Origin of the sequence: Pseudodesulfovibrio sp. JC047 (assembly GCF_010468615.1) — a bacterium.
In the GTDB taxonomy this organism is placed as follows: domain Bacteria; phylum Desulfobacterota; class Desulfovibrionia; order Desulfovibrionales; family Desulfovibrionaceae; genus Pseudodesulfovibrio.
On record NZ_WUEH01000016.1, the window covers coordinates 60363 to 77132 of the forward strand.

The window sequence follows — 16770 nt, forward strand, 5'->3', positions numbered from 1 at the left end:
GCCGAAAATGAGTCACACGGAAAATCAAGACTTTTTCAAAGCATCGGCAAACAATGTTTCAAAGTCCCGATCCGTTTTCATATATTCCACAAGACGGCGGTGCCCGGAGGGAAAGGCATATTTATCCAATGCCTCTGGACGGACAAATCCGCCTTCGACCGCCTCATTAAAAACCGGCTCTCGCGGTTTATCGACAAATCGACATGAGAAACAATGCATGGTCACCTTGTAACGCGTATAGGTATAAACCAGGGTCGTGATCTTTGCCACCGGCTCTATCTTTAATTCCACTTCTTCCATGTACTCACGAACAAGGGCCTGCTCCGGAGTCTCCCCCTTCTCGATCCCCCCACCCGGGAATTCCCACAGGCCGGGCCAGACGTCGTCCGGCTTGCGCTTTTGGATGAGCACCTGTCCATCGTGGATCAAAACACCGGTCGCCATGTTGATTCGTCTGGCTTTTTTGGACGCAGGCAATACGGGACGAAGCAAAACAGTCCCGACCGCATGGGCCTTGCAATGGTGCTGAACCGGGCAGTGGACACAATCCGGATTTTTCGTACACACCAAGGCACCAAGTTCCATGACCGCCTGGTTAAAATCTCCGGGTCGATCACTGGGCAGCAATGCCTGAACCTGCTCAGTGACGCGCGAGCGACCTTTCGTCTCACGAACAGGCAATTCCATATCAAGCAACCGAGCGAAAACACGCAGAACATTCGCGTCAACAGCCGGCTCCTTCTGACCAAAAGCGATACTGGAAATAGCACCAGCCGTGTATTCACCAATGCCAGGCAGGCCGTGAATATCAGCGTACTCAGTAGGGAAAACGCCCCCATATCCTTGGAAAATGACGACGGCGGCCTTCAACATATTCCGCGCCCGGGAATAATAGCCTAACCCTTCCCAGAGTTTGAGCACATCCTCTTCATGGGCCTGTGCCAATGCAACGACATCGGGGAACCGCTTCATCCAGCGATCATAGTACCCGATGACCCGATCTATCTGGGTCTGTTGAGCCATTATTTCAGAGACCCAAACCGCATACGGTTCAGGCTGGCCACGCCATGGCAAATCCCGTTTATGGGCATCATACCAGTCGAGCAAATGAGAGGTAAACGTAACTTCGATCATGATGGGCAGGGTCTACTCACTCAGACAGGTCTTGGCAAGGCGCCATCCAGAAAAGACGCTGTCCGCCATGGACAATCAATACCGTTTGCGAGACCGTTGTCGGTATTCATCATCCATTTTGTCAAAAAGTTGTCGTTTCTTTTTTTCAAAAGTCATCGCGGTTTTTATGGTGGAAAAAGCCACGCACAAGGTGCTCAAAATAATGATGATTCCCTTGCAAATCTCCCATCGCTTGCTTTCGTCGTTGACCATATCCACAAAAAAACTTCCTTGAACGTCTCTGGTAAAATACAAAAACGTTGGGATTCCGACCAACAGCAATCCAAGTCCAATCAATTCGAGCCAAATAAAATTCCGGCCAAGCATCAGGACAAAAAGCGTGGAATCCCGGATGATACGCAAGGTGACCAATCGCCGCTGAAGACTGCTGATATGCTCTTCAATTTCTTCGACAAATTGAAGAGAGCGTCTGAAGTTCTCCGCCTCACTGAGACGTTGCGTACTCACCCAGTTGATTTTATCCACACAGGCATTGAATTCCCTATTGAATTCCAAAAGCAGTCGAGGAAATGGGAACCATGCTGCTTCTTTTTGAATATGACGAACTCGTTCGGCGAGATATTCCAAATTGCAGTTAATTCGCTTGATCTCATTTTTGACTTCGACATGCAGATCGGATTCAAATTTGTCAGTTCCGCGTAAAAAGAGTTGATAGGCCACGAAATTCTGAATCTGACCAAGCCCTTTCAACCGATTCAATTCAGTATTGGCAATTCCGGAGAAGTCATGATCCTGATGGAACCGTTTTTCAATATCGTCTGCAAGTTCAACCACCCTGTCCTTGAGGGCGTTCACAGATTCTTCCGCCAGCATCCACTGTTCCCACAGGGCATTCATCAATTGCACCCGACCACGATCAAGCTCGGGATCGACCAAAATCCGATTAAAAACGTGTGGATCACGATCAATGAGATCAAAAAAGAGATCCATGGCCTGACCAGTGAACCCCATTTTCACCATGCATACAGCTTGTCTGTATGAGGGGTCCAACCATGTTGGAGCAAGTGAATTTGCGTGTTTATAGAGGTTGATTGCGTCCTTGAGATTCCCTTGAACTTCCAAAAGTCGTCCCTGAAAATAGGCCATGCATCCCTGTTGCAAAGGGGTGTAGCTCAAACGCTCGGCCTCCTGCCAATGGAACAAGGCCTGACTGAAATCCCCTTTTTCCAGATACCAGAAGCCCCACAGGGAATGAGGTTGGTAGTTACGCGGGGACGCCGATTGCGCCTCTTTGATGAAAAGCTCTGCTTTTTCCATTTCTCCGCGTTCGAGCGATCGGAAGGCATCCCAAATGAAGTCACCCTCCTCTGGGGCCAAATCCTTGAAACCATCCACCCAATCCTTGCCACGACTCCGCCAGATAGACTTCAACGTTCGCAACTGTCCGGGCGCATTGATTTCAAAGACTGCGTGAGACAACACATTTTTCAACTCACTTCGAGAGGCCAGAAGCCGAGACATGCCCGAGGCAAAACCATCCACATTTATTTCAGCATCAACATCCTCAAATCCCTGAGAAAAATCTTGAATATTCGTCTTTGACAGTTGCCGCCAAATAAACGGCTCCAGAGCAACGATTTCTTTTGAAGGACATTGATCCGGACGATGATTTTTCAATCCGCAATAAAAACATTCAGTCCCTTCCACGGCCACAAAGGCTTCGGGAAGTGCCACCTGCATGGTCCCATATCCAATCTCGTCGCCACCTTCTTTCAGGGAAAGCGTACACCAGGAATCCAGAGACACCTGTTCGGTCCCGTATCGGGCCTCATTCATTCGAAACCATTCGGAAAGCAAAAAGCCATCCATGAAACGGACATACGGAAAATCCGGGGTCATTCGGTTCCAATCCAACCCGATTTTCTGCGGCAGGTCTGCTGTAAATTGGTATGATCCCTGAAGGACTGCGGCCATGACGATCGGCCAATACCGCTTGGATTCATCATCCTTGACGGTCTTTATCAAGCCGAGCAGCTCGGTACACAGCGAACGCAGTAGTCGAAAACTCTCCAACGGAAAAAAGAGAGCCCCTTCCTTGACATCAGAAATATATTTCAGTCCGAGACGTTGTAATAATTCAACGATTTCCGCTGAAAAGTCCCGCCATCCAAGAATGCTCTCCTTGTCCGACATCTTTCCCAACGGCTTGATGACAAAATACCACTTCCGCAGCGACTCGTAATCCAACCCCTGATCCAGTGTCAGCCTCAACCATTCCACCGAGGCAAGGCCTTCGTCTCCACCTGTCTTTTCAGTACCAAGTCCCTGAACATTCTTCACTTTATCTTTCAGTTTAGAATGGATAATCAGCTCGAATTCATCGGAAATCGTCACGGATTGCTGATCAAGACCAATCGGGAGTGAGACCGTATATTCAAGGTCGTAGCCGACAAGCAACGTCAGGGGGATAACTTGACAAAAAACGGGCGTTGGGTTCACTCGCGCCCAGACCTGAAGGCGGGCTATCGCCCGGAAAATCTCATCGGTATCGCAAAACCAGAGGGCCTGATCGTCTCGACGAACAACGCATAATGCACCGTATTCCTGAAGCGTGTTGGAAACGGCGTTATGCAGTTCCCCTTTCCACGCAACCCAGACACCATATCCCGAAGCAACCAGACGAGACTGGTTGACCAGAGGCAGATCCTCTATAAGTTTGGCAATGTTCGCCACGCTTTCACCTCACACCCTCAAGGATAATTTTCGACCCATTGATGCGCCCCGTGTCTCAGGACTGTTCATACACTGCGCCCTCGGGAACTTTCTTCCCGTCTCGCACCTTGCAAAACAGGTTCCAAACACGATGTGCTTCATCGTCTTTTCCCCGTTTTTCGCACCCTTGCGTATAAATGTATACCTTTCGTTCTAGCGCGGCCACCGCCATTCTTTGTTGCTCAGCGTCAAGCTTCCGACTCTCCAAAATCTTCACCAACGCCTGAATTCGATACAAATCGGCGCAGGGAATACAAATCGACAACTGATCCTGCCTGCCACCATATTTGATCGTCAACGGTTCACGGACCAATCCGACGGGGTACTGCAAACAGGCCCGAAGCCACATGTCATAATCTTCGCATGATAACATCCCCGTATCAAATGGGCCGATGTACTCCCAAACCGACCTCGTGAACATGGTACAGGATGGACTGATCAGACACATCTCCAAAGCCGCTTCAAAAAACCATCCCTCGGGCTTGGCGTACTTTTTCGGCTGATTGACCCGCTTGCCGCCGCGATACCAAATTTCCTCTGTCTGACATATCGCATACCCATGCTTTTCCATATAGGCGAGTTGTATCGCAAGTTTTGTCGGCATCCATTCATCATCGGAATCCAACAGGGCAATCACATCGCCACGACTCGCACTGATCCCCGTATTTCGCGCACCGGAAACACCCTGGTTCTCCTGATGCAGCATAACAAACCGTGGATCATCATATGCCGCGACCACGGCGGCCGTGTTATCCGTTGACCCGTCATCAATGATGAGACACTCCCAGTTGGTATATGTCTGCGCACGGACCGAGTCCAACGCAGTGCCGATGAATTTCGCACGATTATACGTGGGGAGTATGATGGAGACGAACTTCTTTTCCATGTATTGAATACCTTGCGTTCCCCGCCTTGAACTGTCATGTTGTGAATCCAACATCCCAACAGGCGATTTTTATGAAAATATTTCAAGTTATCAATGTCCGATGGTTCAATGCGACCGCATGGTATGCCATCACCCTGAGCCGCCTTCTGGCCGATGCGGGACACGACGTACACGTCCTGACCCAGGCTGGAACCGCCCCTGACAAAATAGCCCGGGACATGGGGCTCAAAACGGTCTCCGTGGACCTGAATACCACAAACCCGATCCGATTTGCCGGTGCCGTGAAACACGTTATCCAGCTGCTTCGCACCCACCGCCCTGATGTCGTAAACTGCCACAGGGGTGAAGGCTTTTTCTTGTGGGGACTGCTCAAACTTCTGGGCTTCCCCTTCAAGCTGGTTCGAACCCGAGGCGACCAACGCCCTCCCAGACACGACTTCCTCAATCGCTGGCTCCACACCTCGGTTGCCGACAGCGTGGTTGTCACCAATCGCCGCATGGCCGACTATTTTCGCCACAAAATGCGCACTCCCGGCAAAGGAGTCTGGCTCATCCATGGAGGCGTGGATGTCCAAAAATTTCAATTTGATCCCAAAGGAAGGGATCGAATCCGTGCAGAATTCGGATTTGACACACAGCACACCGTGGTCGGCCTCCTCGGTCGTTTTGATCGGGTCAAGGGCCACAAGGAAACAATTGCCGCCATCGCCCGACTCCGCGAACAGGGACACGATTCCATCCGCCTGTTCCTTCTAGGCTTTGACACAGCCATGACGCGCGCACAAATTCAGGAACATATTGATGAATACGGTGTCAACGACATCACGTCCATCAGTGGAAAACGTGCAGATATCGAAGCCTGCATCAGCGCACTGGATATAGGTGTCGTGGCCTCCCTCTGGTCCGAAGCGATTGCGAGATCAGCTCTGGAAATCATGGCCGCCGAACGGCCGCTGGTGTCCACCGACGTGGGCGTGATGCCAGATCTTGTCTGTCCCGATATGCTGGTCAAACCCGGCGATAGTGACGCCCTGGCACAAACCATCAACACATTGATCGAACAGCCGACCAAACGCGAAGAAGTTCTGAACGCTCAGAAAAAGACCATGTCCCAATTAACACTGGAAGAATTTCTCAAGAGGACACTCAACCTCTATCAAAGTCTTTTAGACAGGGACTAAAACACCAGACGATCAGCCACCAAAAAGATTCTTTGTTTTCCGAATTTTGTCGGCCACTGAAAGAATGGTCATGGCATAGCTGTCTGAATGGTTGTACCGATAAATGACCTTGTGCTGTTCGCCAGCGGTCATCCCTTTTTTCCAGCCATGTTCCGCGACAAAATTGGCCATGCTATGCAACGCGTCCCGTGTATCAAAAACATCAACCCGCCCATCACCAGTCCCATCCCGACCATAGTGAATCACACTGGTCGGCATGAACTGACATTGACCGATGGCACCATACATTGAGCTTGGAATCGAAAGCGGATTTTGTCCACTCCCCTTGGCATAGACAAGCAGGGCCTTCAACTCTTTGTACGCCCAGTGTGCTTTCTGCTCGGTGCGCTTCACCAGCCAGACCATGATGTCCTCGGGCACCTTTTGGTGCTGAATCAACGACTCAATAAGCGAAAAATCACGAGCCAACGCCATGCTGGCAAGAATGGTCAGAGCATTATGCTCCCCCACATTCATTCCAAGCCGGGTTTCCACTAGCAACAAGGCAGTCAGTAGTTCCCCCGGTACACCGTATCGTTCCTCGATACTAACAAAATCCGCACGATGTTCTCGATAAAACGCATACGCCCCAGCAATCAGGATAGGGTTCAAATACCGCACCATGACCTCGGGTTCCTTGGGAGGTCCAGATTTCTTGGTGGACATTTTTATGGACAGCAGAGAATTCATTTTTCGAGCCATGATCTGAGGAGAAAACGCCAGATCAGGACTGGAAAAGAGATAGGTCACATGGGTTTTGTCAAAGCCATCCTCAACCAACCGATCGACCAAAGGCTGCCATACAGGGCCTGTTTCAGCAGCGACAACAGTCCGCACGGGAGCAAAAAAGAAAACGGCGACCAACGCAAAAACGATGGCCGCACATTGTCTGCGAAAAAACTGCATGGAGTTAAATTCGATCCATTGGGACAAACTCCATTTCCTCCTCGAAATCCTCATCAATATCAGATGCGAACTCCTTGAGATCATACGTTGTCCCACACTTGAGACATCGGAGAGTCACCTCTTGGCACCCTCTGTAGGCAACGAGTTCTCCCCCACATTCCCGACATTTCATACCATCTGCCAACCAAGTCCGTTTTTGATGTGCAAACATACCTATTTGGCGTCTACCAGGCCAAGATTTTTCTCACCCATGGCAACATACAACGCGGAAACGGCGGTCCCATAATCGGCCAAGGCCTGAGACAACTGCGCTTCACTGGCGGTCAACCGCTCCTGCGCATTCAGCACGTCAGTGTTGGTACCGACCTGAGCCTGATACCGTGCCACCGCCATACGATAGGCTTCTTCAGCCGCGATCACGGACTTCTTGGCAACAGAGATGCGATCAGCGGCTTCCTGAATACTCAGCAAGGCACGCTTGACTTCAAATCCGGCATTGAGTCGGGTATTTTCCAATTCAGCAGTCAACTGTTTCACCGTCTGGTCAAACTGCTTGGCATTATAATAGTCGGAACCCCATTCGAAGATGGACATGGACGCTTCGATTCCAGCCGTCCAATATTCGAACCCTTCATGCGTATAATCGCCGCCACCGTTCAAGCCTGCATCATCACCACGATTGACGTAATCCCAACGGGCGTCAACGGACGGATAAAAGCTGCTTTCTGCGATGGTCACATCTTTTTGAGAAATTTCGACGCTCTTCTCACCAATGAGCAGGTCAGGACGATGATCATAGGCCCGGGTCAGGCATTCCCTTAGTGTCAGATTAAACGGCACATATTGAAGTTCACCGACGTATTCCACATCCATTTCAATGGGAATATTCAACAAGGTATTGAGCTGCGCTTCCTGGGTGGCCACGTTGTTCTTGGCCGTCAAAAGTCCCTGTTTCGAGGTTGCCAGATCAACTTCCGCATCCAGCACTTCCGCTTTTGGCCTGAGACCAACATCATAAAAAGCACTGATGACCTTGAGCTGGGATTCCAGACGAGCCACGGAATCCTCCGCACTCTTCACATCCATGCGCGCTTTCAGCAAATCCAAAAATGTTGTCTGGACATTTTCAACCAACGCCAACTCAACTTTTGTCAAGGACGCCATGGTCGATTCTTCGGTCAACTGAGCCTTCTGCCATGTGGCAAGCAGATTGAATCCCTTAAACACGGGCTGCTTGATGTTGACTTTGGCAACCCAATCGGATTGCTGCCCACTGGAGGTATATCCACGATCATAATGGGTGTATCCATAAGATGCACCGAGAGCCGGACCAAAATCACCCAAAGCCGACCGAGTGCCAAACTTGGTTCCTTGCAATTGGGCACGAATGGCCGTCATGCTCGGATTCAGGTCCAAAGCACGTTGAACGCACCGTTCAAGGTCAAAGGGACCAGACGTTTCCGCAGCCGCCGCAGGCGCAGCCGTCTTCGCTATGGAAGGATCAGCATCCTGGGCAAATGACAGGCTGGCAAAGGCCAGTACAGCCACCACGGCAAGAACAAAAAGAGAAACCCGGTTCCGGATCATAATATATTCCTGTTTGATATAATCTAAAGTTCTGTTGCATCAGCAACGATTAACACTTCAACTGTGTACCAACTCTCCGCGAGACTCGCAACCCCTAAAGAGATCAGTCTTTCCTTAAAAGCGCACAATCAGAAGGATCGCCCTGCAACTTTTTCAAGGTGTGTTTCAACGTCGGGAGAAGCGGTTCCAGGCATTCGGCCACGGCCCGGGGGCTCCCTGGCATGTTCACAATCAGGGACAGCCCAAGCGTCCCGGCGACCGCTCTGGAAATGGCACCGTGTGGTGTTTTCAACAAACTGGCCGCAGTCATGGCTCGTTCATAGCCAGGTAATCTTTTTTCGATGACCGCTTCCGTCGCCTCGGGAGTGATGTCCCTCGGGCCGACACCAGTCCCCCCCGTGGTCAAAATCAGATCCACCCCCTGATTGAGGGCAAGGTCCACCAAAAGTCCTTTCAATTGCGATATTTCATCGGGAATAATGAAACCCTGCACCGTATTCAACGGCAATTTCTCCCGTACAAGCGTTCCGACAAGCGGCCCGGACTCATCCACCCGCTTGCCCTGTGAGCCTTTGTCGCTCAACGTGATCCAGGCCAAGGCATACCCCTCACGCTCGGCAGTACACAAATGCGCCCCCCGAACCATATCCTGCACGGCCTCGACCAAATAGACCCGGGACGACGGCTGGCCGACCACTCCAGGAAGCCAGGAAACGCCCTGCACTATGAAAGAAACTCGCTCCGAAACAATGCGGGTACCGACCCGAAGACGAGGCAAAACATCGGCTGTTGCGATGGGAGAAAACGAAGATTGAACTCCCGCAGAACACAAAAAGCCACGATCACCTTGAGCCAGTGAATCCGTCACTGTCACAAGAAAGGTGGAATCGGACATGATCACTCCTTACAGACTCTCATCAGGCCAGCAACACAGACAGAATTCCGGCGACAAAGACACCGCCAAAGGTTCCGGGACCACCAATGGAAACCACCTGTGTCCCGATCGAATTGCGAAAACGGGGAATAAGCAACGGAATAAGGTTACCGCCGAGAATGGCTCCCATGGTTCCAGCAATATACGCTGCCACTGGCCGAAAAGGTTCAGGGACAAAAAAATACACAGACAAAAACGTCATGATTGCCGGCAGAACCAACGGGATACGCAATCCGGTCAACACATCTGGCTTGGCCGTGATGTAACACCCGAGTGTCACCATGATCATGGCAAACCCAATCCACAAATACACACCATCGGTCTGGCCGATCATATGCTGCCGAATCAAGAAAGTCATACTGAGCAAAAGAGGCAAAATAAACCCACCGACATTGACCGAAAAAACCTGCTTTTTCAATTCATTGGTCCCGTCCTCTTCCGTCTGAACAGGACGACCATATTCATCGAGACCAAATTTGACGGACCGGGGTTTGGACACGACAACCAAACGCTCACTCGTGAAGACCGGAATATTCATAGCCCGACCGACAAGGATGGCGATAAGCATCAAAACACCTTGGGCCGGGGTCAAACCGAGTTTGGAAAAGGCTTCGGCCACCATGGACACCGGCAGAAAAATGAAAAGGAAAAACAGCGCCACAAGGAGCAATAAAGCCGGAATCATGCCGCCTGAAAATTGAAAATACGGATACATTCATTCTCCTTGGATCGAGCTCCAACAAATGCCGGTTGATTTTTCCATTATCCCGCCCCTATACTACAGCGGGATTCACGCAATTGCGATGTACCCCAACTTGAACACGATGTAAATTACAGGACCAAGAGGCTCTCTATGAAAGGAATTATTCTCGCAGGCGGCTCCGGCACACGGCTGCACCCCCTGACCCGCGTTGTCAGCAAGCAACTACTGCCAGTCTACGACAAACCCATGATCTATTACCCGTTGTCCACGCTCATGTTGGCAGATATACGGGATATTCTCATTATCTCGACCCCTCACGATCTGCCGAATTTTCAGAAATTGCTGGGAGACGGCTCACAACTGGGCCTCTCCATCTCATATAAAGTCCAACCCAAACCCGAAGGATTGGCTCAGGCCTTTCTCATTGGCGAAGATTTCATCGGCGACGACACCGTTTGTCTGGTTCTGGGAGACAACATCTATCATGGACATAGCCTCGGAACCATTTTGAAAGAAGCCGGAGAACTCGAAAAAGGCGGGATGGTCTTCGCCTATCTGGTCAAAGATCCAAAACGGTACGGAGTTGTTGAATTCGACAAGAATTACAAAGCGTTGTCCATTGAAGAAAAACCGGACAATCCCAAATCAAAATATGCGGTCACCGGGCTGTATTTCTATGACAACGATGTTATCGAAATCGCAAAATCGCTCACGCCTTCCCCTCGCGGCGAGCTGGAAATCACGGATATAAACAAGGTTTATCTTGAACGAGGCGACCTCGATGTCCAGACATTGGGCCGAGGATACGCCTGGCTCGACATGGGGACACACGAATCCCTGCACAGGGCGTCGAGCTTTGTGCAAGCCGTTCAGGATCGACAGGGATATGTCATTTCAAGTCCTGAAGAAATTGCCTATCGTAGAGGCTTTATTTCCCGCGAACAACTCAGGGAACTGGCCTGCGCCATGAGTAACAACAACTATGGTCAGTACCTTCTGGACATGGTGCTTGAAGACTCAATTGATTCCTGCCCTGCCTAAAAGAAAAATCGCTTTTCCCCTCAGGGAAAAGCGATCTTCACTGTTCAAACAGCGCAACGAATTCGTCACGATATCCTTAGTGATGGTCTTCATTCATGGTTTCACGAACCCGGATAATACCGATGGTCAGAATCCATGCGAAATAAATAAAAATCAAAGATACACCCACAAAACCTGGTCCCGTACTATGGGACATGCCGGAAAGCAGTTCGCCAATCATTTTCTTCCTCCTCGATCATCCGCTTTTTGCTTGTGAAAGATATATTTTATTGCCCACCAAAACAGGACATTGTCAACCCTATTCCGCAAAAAATGCCCAAAGTGATCCCTGGGTTCAACCACAACTTGTCAGCGCCTGCCCTTTGCCATAGTATTCGCTTGAATTTCATGAATCAGCAGTAAAAGTGGTGGACAATGGGCCTTTTGAATCTTCTGAAAAGTATCTTTCCCTCGTCTTGGACGACACCTCGAAAAAAAACAGGCAAAAAATCGTCAACGACAAAAAAAGCCAAACGATCAAACCCATCACGAAAGGGGAAAAGGCAAAGACCTCCTTCCGACCTGTCCCTCAAGGTCGACGCGCGCAAAAAAGGCCGCAAAAAAACCAGAAATATCGTGGCAGCCCCCATTGATGAGGCCGCTCTCGGCTTCAGCATTTCACTCAAGTCAAATGACGCCTACGCCAAACGCCGACATGCCATTCGCATCGCCGTAAAGGGATTGACGGTTTTCATTCCCCGTCTCAAAAAACGCTTTGAAGTCGCCGATATCAGTGCCACCGGACTCGGCTTCAAGTTTCAAAAACCACACATAAAAGCTGGCGCAAAGATCAAGATGGACATATTCCTCAAAGGGGAAAAACAGGTTGCAAACGTCCTGTGTCAGGTCAGACGTCATGAAAAAGGCAAGGTCGGCTGCATCTTTGTCGAGCTGGATCGTGCGCAAGACGATGCCATCAACAAAATTGTCCTCATCGGTCAAAAAGAACAGGCCGCCAGAAAGGCGGCCACCAAAGACAAGAATTTCAAACTTCCAAGTTAACTCCGCTGACGCAGTTCCTCAATAAAAACCGCAAGATCATTGGGGTCTCCCGGTTTATGGTCTTCGGGATACAATAAAGCGGTCATGAAAAAGACGCTCCCAATTCGCAGAGCTGCCCCCGCACTCGTGGAAAATTGTTCAAGCTGTGTCGCTATTTCCGCCCCCAAGGCCCCTTCAATCTTTTCCGTATATTCCCACGCATTCTCACCAAGAGCGGCCAACAACTTGGCCTTTTCTTCCAACTTTACCTGAAAGGCACGCTGCCCTTCTCGTTGAAGAGCCTCTTCCCCTTCTTTTTCGAGCCGAAGGACATCAGCGTTGGTCTGTTCAAGAAATTGTATCAAATCCATACGAGCGTGATCGGGCATGACATTCTCCTGTTTATAAAGATGTACCCTCTGCTCTTCGAGAAAACAAGCCAGCAGCAATCGGCACAGAATGTCCACACCGCAAAATTTCTGGACAAAAGCACGCTTTGATCTTACCTCAAAGGCTCCCACGAAACTCATATTTTACTTGAGGAGACTCAGTTGAGCATACTCTCCGCCAGCCTCGGGCTGACACGTTACCGCATCATCGAGGACGTCCCACAGGATCTGCTTCAAGAGGTGCCTGAAAAACTTCGGAAATTCAGCTTTGTCGATATTGACGGAACCGCCGATGAACGATCTTTTGGCTGGGCCAATATTGACGACATGCTGGACGTGAACTGGACACAATCTCCGCCGGAAAAAGCGGAATACTTTGCATTTGGCCTTCGGCTCGATACCCGACGCATTCCCCCGGCAGTGCTCAAAAAGCACACGACAATCGCGCTGAACAAGGAACTTGAGCACAACAAGGAACAAGGGAAAAACTTTGTTTCACGCGACCGAAAGCGGGAACTCAAGGAACAGGTCACACTCCGGCTGCGTGCACGGACATTTCCCATTCCGGCCATGTTTGACATTATCTGGAATCCTTCCTCCAACCGTATCTACCTGACCACGACCAACTCCAAGGTCTGCGCGTTGTTCGAAGACTATTTCGCCTTGACCTTTGACCTGCATCTGGAACCATTAACGCCGTTCTTCATGGCAATGGACACGCTTGGCGAAGAAGCAGCCCCCAGGCTCGAAAACCTTGATCCCACCATTTTCATCTAAAGGATAGCAGTACATGGATCTTTCACTTGTCGAACGCGAAAACACCCTGCTCGGTCAGGATTTTCTGACCTGGCTCTGGTACAAAACAGACACCGAAAATGTACTGTTTTCTCTACCGGACAAACGAACTTTCACCCTGCACATGGAACAGAAACTGTCTGTCCAGGGTGGTGAAGGTGAAACCAAGGCCACAGCCACCGTGTCCAGTCCGGCCGGAGAATTATCCGAAGCCAAAACAGGGTTGGGAACCGGCAAAAAAGTCAGTAAGGCACAACTTCTTTTTTCCATGGATCAAGATGACTGGCTGGTGTCGGTCAATGCCGCAGACTTTGGATTGTCCGGTCTGAAAACGCCAAAGATCGCAACAAAAGACGATGAAGGCGACGATCCGGATGCCAAATTCCTTGAAAAGATGTTTCTTCTTGAACGCTGTCTTGAAATGCTCGATATCGTCTTTAATGAATTCCTCAAACTCCGCATGAGTTCAACGTGGAAAGAAGAAGCCGCCAGCATCAAACTCTGGATCAACGGATAACATGACACCCCCTCCCGTGCGTATAGCCTGTTTCGGAGACAGCCTGACCGAAGGGTACGGACTGGACCCAGATGAAGCATTTCCCGTTGTGCTGGAACGGATGCTAGCCGAAGAAGGCGTGCAAAACACCTGCCTCAACTTTGGCGTTTCCGGTGATACATTTGAAGACGGCCTGGCCCGGATCGACACGGTCCTCCAGGCCGCTCCAGATGTGGTCATTCTGGAATTCGGCGCAAACGACAGCTTCATGGCGTATCCTGTGGCACAGATTAAAACCACAGCCAAACAGCTCATCGAGAGACTCCAAGGCTACTCTCTCCCAATTCTTCTGGTGGGTATCACGGCACCGCCTGACATGGGGGATGCGTATAAACAAAAATTCGACCCGATTTTTTCCACTCTCGCCAGGCAGTACAACCTCCCGTTGTTCCCTGACATTCTGGAGACGTACTTCGGAGATTCTTCACTCACTCTGCTGGACGGGATGCATCCCAACGCCCAAGGCGTGGAAGCCTTTGCCCACGCGGTGCTCCCGCACGTTCAAAAACTCATCAACACCGTACAGGCGAGGATTTGATGCGCTACAAACTGCAAATGATGAATACGGATTTTGGCGTCGGCATGTTCGCGGCCCTACCAGAAGCGAATTTGAGTTTCAATGAAATGGCAGACGCCCTGCGAAAACATCCGTATGACGAATACATGCACGAATTCGTGCTTCAGGGATTCAAGGATTTTCGCACGCGCAAATTGCAAAAACTCATCAAGGAAGTGATGAAAGATTTCGGGCAATCTGACCCGGTCCTCACCGCTGTCATGTACGAAGCGTGTATTTGCCATACTCGACAGAACCCACTCCTCGCTCTTTTCAAAGGGCTGAACCCAAAAACATTACTGGATTTCACACCAGCCATTCACATCAGGTCGTCCTTGCAAGCCGATCAAGCCCTCCATACTCAATGGATCGCCCTTTTCGGCGAAAACATCTTCGCCTTGACACCTCTCCCCGCTCCCGAAGAGGCTCCTGCCCCAGTGTATACCGATGCAGAACTCGAAATGCCCCCGGCAATTCCCGTATCCGCAGTCCGTCAGGAATTGGACAAGCAGCTTCCACCGCCCAAGGCTCGATGTTCATTTGAAGAAACCATCAACAAGGCTTTCAGCGCACTAGACAAAGCGGACGCCTTCCTCGGCCCGGTCTCGGCTCACAAAGCCTCTTTGTCCCCCATTGCCAGCCTCCGCCACTGGATGGTCAAAACCCGTTCGGTCAACGGCTCTTTGTCCAATTCGCTCGAAGGTATCCAAACCAGCTATGGACGGGGGCTTTCACGACTTCAGGCGGACGCGTCCTGCTGCATGGAAATGGTGGAACGCTACTCTTCATACGCCAGTGTCTCGAAAGATGGCGTCATTGGCTATACGCACGCATATCCACTCACATTCAAAGCATATGATGAGCTGAATCAAAACGCGATCAATCCGAATCACATCCGGCTGGAAGTGCCATATGCAGGACAAAAACTGCATTGGCTCGAAGGACACACTCCTGACAAGGATGGAGCCACAACCCCCATCCTGATCCCGGCACAATGTCTTTTCCTTTTCTGCAATCTGGACGAACCCAGCCTGTTTAGCGCATTAGGCTCCACCGGCCTCGCCTCGGGCAACACCATGGCCGAAGCCAAGGTCGCAGCTTTGACAGAAGTCATCGAACGCGATTCCGATGCAACCATGCTGTACGATCCAAGACGGTGTTTCCGCATTGAAACGGATGACCCTACACTGTCCACACTCTTAAAAAATTATACAAAGTCGGGCATTGATGTCTGGTTCATGGACATGACCACCGAGCTGGGAATTCCGTGTTATAAATCGATCGTTCTTGGCCAACATGGCGATGTCAACAAGGGCGGAGGATGTGGCCTCAATGGTCCATCAGCACTGATTTCCGCCATGACTGAAACGGCCTACCCATATCCAGGGCCGCCCAGTGGTCCGGCTCCGAAGGGGCTGCCGACCCGTCGATTGGAAGACCTTCCCGACTCTTCCACCGGCAGTGCCGAGGGAGACCTCATGGTGCTTGAAAAAACACTCATGAAAAACGGCTATACTCCGTCTTATGTTGACTTGACCCGGACAAACATGAACATTCCAGTTACACGCGCAATCATACCGGGACTGGAACTCATCTCTGATTTCGATCAGTATTCCCGAGTCAGCCCACGTCTTTACAAAAACTATCTGGATCAATTCAAAACATCAAAACCATTGACGCCCCGCCAATTTGCGGGATAAAGAAGACACCTTCACGCCTGGGTGGTGGAATTGGTAGACACCAGGGACTTAAAATCCCTTGATCGCAAGGTCGTGCGGGTTCAAATCCCGCCCCAGGTACCATAGAAAACGAACAAAAACGGATGGTTAACGCTTGAAACACCATCCGTTTTTGTTTATCACTTGTTTGTCAGCCCCCCGCCACATACTCCACTACAATCTCCGCCACGTCCTCGGCTGTATCCGCCGCGTCGAGCGCGTCCTGATAGGCAAGCCGTTGGCCCACGATGCGACCGGACAAGGCCACCCAGGCGGCACGGTTGGCGATGATGCGGTCGGCCAATGTGGCCACGTCCATGCCTCGACCGGTGGCGATGGCGGTCAGCAGCGGCACATCCGTGTCGGGATCAGCCTGGTAGGTCCGTGCCTCGGCGTATTGCTGGTCCCAAGTCTGTCGCTCCATGTCGCCGTACTCCGCTCCGGCCGCAACAAGGACCCTGTCCGCCGCCGTCGTGATCTCGGATTGTTTGACCGCTTTGACCTCCTCAATTGAGGGGAGAGGTAACACAGTCGACGATAAATCTCTGTCTGT

18 protein-coding genes and 1 tRNA gene are annotated in these 16770 nt (G+C 50.8%); 8 read left to right on the forward strand and 11 right to left on the reverse strand.

What is annotated here, in order from left to right:
• Positions 1 to 24: 24 nt before the first annotated feature.
• The 3 genes from mutY to GO013_RS11580 form a co-directional block, all read right to left on the reverse strand.
• Positions 25 to 1134 (reverse strand): A/G-specific adenine glycosylase, encoded by a 1110-nt coding sequence (mutY, locus tag GO013_RS11570; RefSeq protein ID WP_163811274.1) that lies wholly within the window; start codon positions 1132 to 1134, stop codon positions 25 to 27.
• 75 nt (positions 1135 to 1209) lie between these two features.
• Positions 1210 to 3867, reverse strand: a complete 2658-nt coding sequence (locus GO013_RS11575; protein ID WP_163811276.1) for a tetratricopeptide repeat protein — start codon at positions 3865 to 3867, stop codon at positions 1210 to 1212.
• A gap of 55 nt (positions 3868 to 3922) precedes the next feature.
• Positions 3923 to 4792 (reverse strand): glycosyltransferase family A protein, encoded by an 870-nt coding sequence (locus GO013_RS11580; protein ID WP_163811278.1) that lies wholly within the window; start codon positions 4790 to 4792, stop codon positions 3923 to 3925.
• 71 nt (positions 4793 to 4863) lie between these two features.
• On the opposite strand from GO013_RS11580, the gene GO013_RS11585 reads away from it, so the two are divergent.
• Positions 4864 to 5973 (forward strand): glycosyltransferase family 4 protein, encoded by a 1110-nt coding sequence (locus GO013_RS11585; RefSeq protein WP_163811280.1) that lies wholly within the window; start codon positions 4864 to 4866, stop codon positions 5971 to 5973.
• A gap of 12 nt (positions 5974 to 5985) precedes the next feature.
• On the opposite strand, the gene GO013_RS11590 is transcribed toward GO013_RS11585, so the two are convergent.
• The 5 genes from GO013_RS11590 to GO013_RS11605 form a co-directional block, all read right to left on the reverse strand.
• Complete coding sequence (locus GO013_RS11590) at positions 5986 to 6945, reverse strand: lytic murein transglycosylase (protein ID WP_239057840.1); 960 nt, start codon at positions 6943 to 6945, stop codon at positions 5986 to 5988.
• The gene (locus GO013_RS17430; RefSeq protein WP_343219566.1) at positions 6923 to 7129 is read right to left on the reverse strand and encodes a dual CXXC motif small (seleno)protein; all 207 of its coding nucleotides are present in this window, start codon (positions 7127 to 7129) and stop codon (positions 6923 to 6925) included. Before GO013_RS17430 ends, GO013_RS11590 begins: the two co-directional genes overlap by 23 nt.
• Before the next feature lie 2 nt (positions 7130 to 7131).
• Positions 7132 to 8505 (reverse strand): TolC family protein, encoded by a 1374-nt coding sequence (locus GO013_RS11595; protein WP_163811282.1) that lies wholly within the window; start codon positions 8503 to 8505, stop codon positions 7132 to 7134.
• A gap of 103 nt (positions 8506 to 8608) precedes the next feature.
• Positions 8609 to 9400: a MogA/MoaB family molybdenum cofactor biosynthesis protein gene (locus GO013_RS11600; RefSeq protein WP_163811284.1), complete on the reverse strand. Its 792-nt coding sequence runs from the start codon at positions 9398 to 9400 to the stop codon at positions 8609 to 8611.
• Between the two features lie 22 nt (positions 9401 to 9422).
• A complete protein-coding gene (locus tag GO013_RS11605) occupies positions 9423 to 10154 on the reverse strand; it encodes a DUF1614 domain-containing protein (protein ID WP_163811285.1) in 732 nt (243 codons plus the stop codon).
• Positions 10155 to 10292: 138 nt separating this feature from the next.
• Here GO013_RS11605 and rfbA point away from each other — a divergent pair, with 138 nt between their 5' ends.
• Positions 10293 to 11183, forward strand: a complete 891-nt coding sequence (gene rfbA, locus GO013_RS11610; protein WP_163811287.1) for a glucose-1-phosphate thymidylyltransferase RfbA — start codon at positions 10293 to 10295, stop codon at positions 11181 to 11183.
• Between the two features lie 76 nt (positions 11184 to 11259).
• Here rfbA and GO013_RS17020 read toward each other — a convergent pair whose 3' ends face one another.
• The gene (locus tag GO013_RS17020; protein WP_203529558.1) at positions 11260 to 11403 is read right to left on the reverse strand and encodes a hypothetical protein; all 144 of its coding nucleotides are present in this window, start codon (positions 11401 to 11403) and stop codon (positions 11260 to 11262) included.
• A gap of 395 nt (positions 11404 to 11798) precedes the next feature.
• Between GO013_RS17020 and GO013_RS11615 the strand changes: the two genes are divergently transcribed.
• A complete protein-coding gene (locus GO013_RS11615; protein WP_163811289.1) occupies positions 11799 to 12224 on the forward strand; it encodes a PilZ domain-containing protein in 426 nt (141 codons plus the stop codon).
• Here the strand turns inward: GO013_RS11615 and GO013_RS11620 are convergent.
• Positions 12221 to 12592 carry a hypothetical protein gene (locus GO013_RS11620; RefSeq protein ID WP_163811291.1) on the reverse strand — a complete coding sequence of 124 codons (372 nt, stop codon included), beginning with the start codon at positions 12590 to 12592 and terminating at the stop codon, positions 12221 to 12223. The genes GO013_RS11615 and GO013_RS11620 overlap by 4 nt on opposite strands.
• Positions 12593 to 12754: 162 nt before the next feature.
• Here GO013_RS11620 and rdgC point away from each other — a divergent pair, with 162 nt between their 5' ends.
• From rdgC to GO013_RS11645, 5 genes are all read left to right on the forward strand, one after another.
• A complete protein-coding gene (gene rdgC, locus GO013_RS11625) occupies positions 12755 to 13369 on the forward strand; it encodes a recombination-associated protein RdgC (protein ID WP_163811294.1) in 615 nt (204 codons plus the stop codon).
• Between the two features lie 13 nt (positions 13370 to 13382).
• Positions 13383 to 13904 (forward strand): hypothetical protein, encoded by a 522-nt coding sequence (locus tag GO013_RS11630; protein ID WP_163811296.1) that lies wholly within the window; start codon positions 13383 to 13385, stop codon positions 13902 to 13904.
• A 1-nt stretch (position 13905) separates the two neighbouring features.
• On the forward strand, positions 13906 to 14481 hold the full coding sequence (locus tag GO013_RS11635) for an arylesterase (protein ID WP_163811298.1): 576 nt from the start codon (positions 13906 to 13908) through the stop codon (positions 14479 to 14481).
• On the forward strand, positions 14481 to 16199 hold the full coding sequence (locus tag GO013_RS11640; protein ID WP_163811300.1) for a YcaO-like family protein: 1719 nt from the start codon (positions 14481 to 14483) through the stop codon (positions 16197 to 16199). Before GO013_RS11635 ends, GO013_RS11640 begins: the two co-directional genes overlap by 1 nt.
• A 15-nt stretch (positions 16200 to 16214) precedes the next feature.
• Positions 16215 to 16301 (forward strand) — tRNA-Leu (locus GO013_RS11645).
• 67 nt (positions 16302 to 16368) lie between these two features.
• Here the strand turns inward: GO013_RS11645 and GO013_RS11650 are convergent.
• Positions 16369 to 16746, reverse strand: a complete 378-nt coding sequence (locus GO013_RS11650; RefSeq protein ID WP_163811302.1) for a hypothetical protein — start codon at positions 16744 to 16746, stop codon at positions 16369 to 16371.
• Between the last annotated feature and the right edge of the window lie 24 nt (positions 16747 to 16770).

Coding starts and splice junctions, on each gene's coding strand:
- mutY (WP_163811274.1), bottom strand. CDS start 1,134: ATGATCGAAGTTACGTTTACCTCTCATTTGCTCGACTGGTATGATGCC.
- GO013_RS11580 (WP_163811278.1), bottom strand. CDS start 4,792: ATGGAAAAGAAGTTCGTCTCCATCATACTCCCCACGTATAATCGTGCG.
- GO013_RS11585 (WP_163811280.1), top strand. CDS start 4,864: ATGAAAATATTTCAAGTTATCAATGTCCGATGGTTCAATGCGACCGCA.
- GO013_RS17430 (WP_343219566.1), bottom strand. CDS start 7,129: ATGTTTGCACATCAAAAACGGACTTGGTTGGCAGATGGTATGAAATGT.
- GO013_RS11595 (WP_163811282.1), bottom strand. CDS start 8,505: ATGATCCGGAACCGGGTTTCTCTTTTTGTTCTTGCCGTGGTGGCTGTA.
- GO013_RS11600 (WP_163811284.1), bottom strand. CDS start 9,400: ATGTCCGATTCCACCTTTCTTGTGACAGTGACGGATTCACTGGCTCAA.
- GO013_RS11605 (WP_163811285.1), bottom strand. CDS start 10,154: ATGTATCCGTATTTTCAATTTTCAGGCGGCATGATTCCGGCTTTATTG.
- rfbA (WP_163811287.1), top strand. CDS start 10,293: ATGAAAGGAATTATTCTCGCAGGCGGCTCCGGCACACGGCTGCACCCC.
- GO013_RS17020 (WP_203529558.1), bottom strand. CDS start 11,403: ATGATTGGCGAACTGCTTTCCGGCATGTCCCATAGTACGGGACCAGGT.
- GO013_RS11620 (WP_163811291.1), bottom strand. CDS start 12,592: ATGCCCGATCACGCTCGTATGGATTTGATACAATTTCTTGAACAGACC.
- GO013_RS11630 (WP_163811296.1), top strand. CDS start 13,383: ATGGATCTTTCACTTGTCGAACGCGAAAACACCCTGCTCGGTCAGGAT.
- GO013_RS11635 (WP_163811298.1), top strand. CDS start 13,906: ATGACACCCCCTCCCGTGCGTATAGCCTGTTTCGGAGACAGCCTGACC.
- GO013_RS11640 (WP_163811300.1), top strand. CDS start 14,481: ATGCGCTACAAACTGCAAATGATGAATACGGATTTTGGCGTCGGCATG.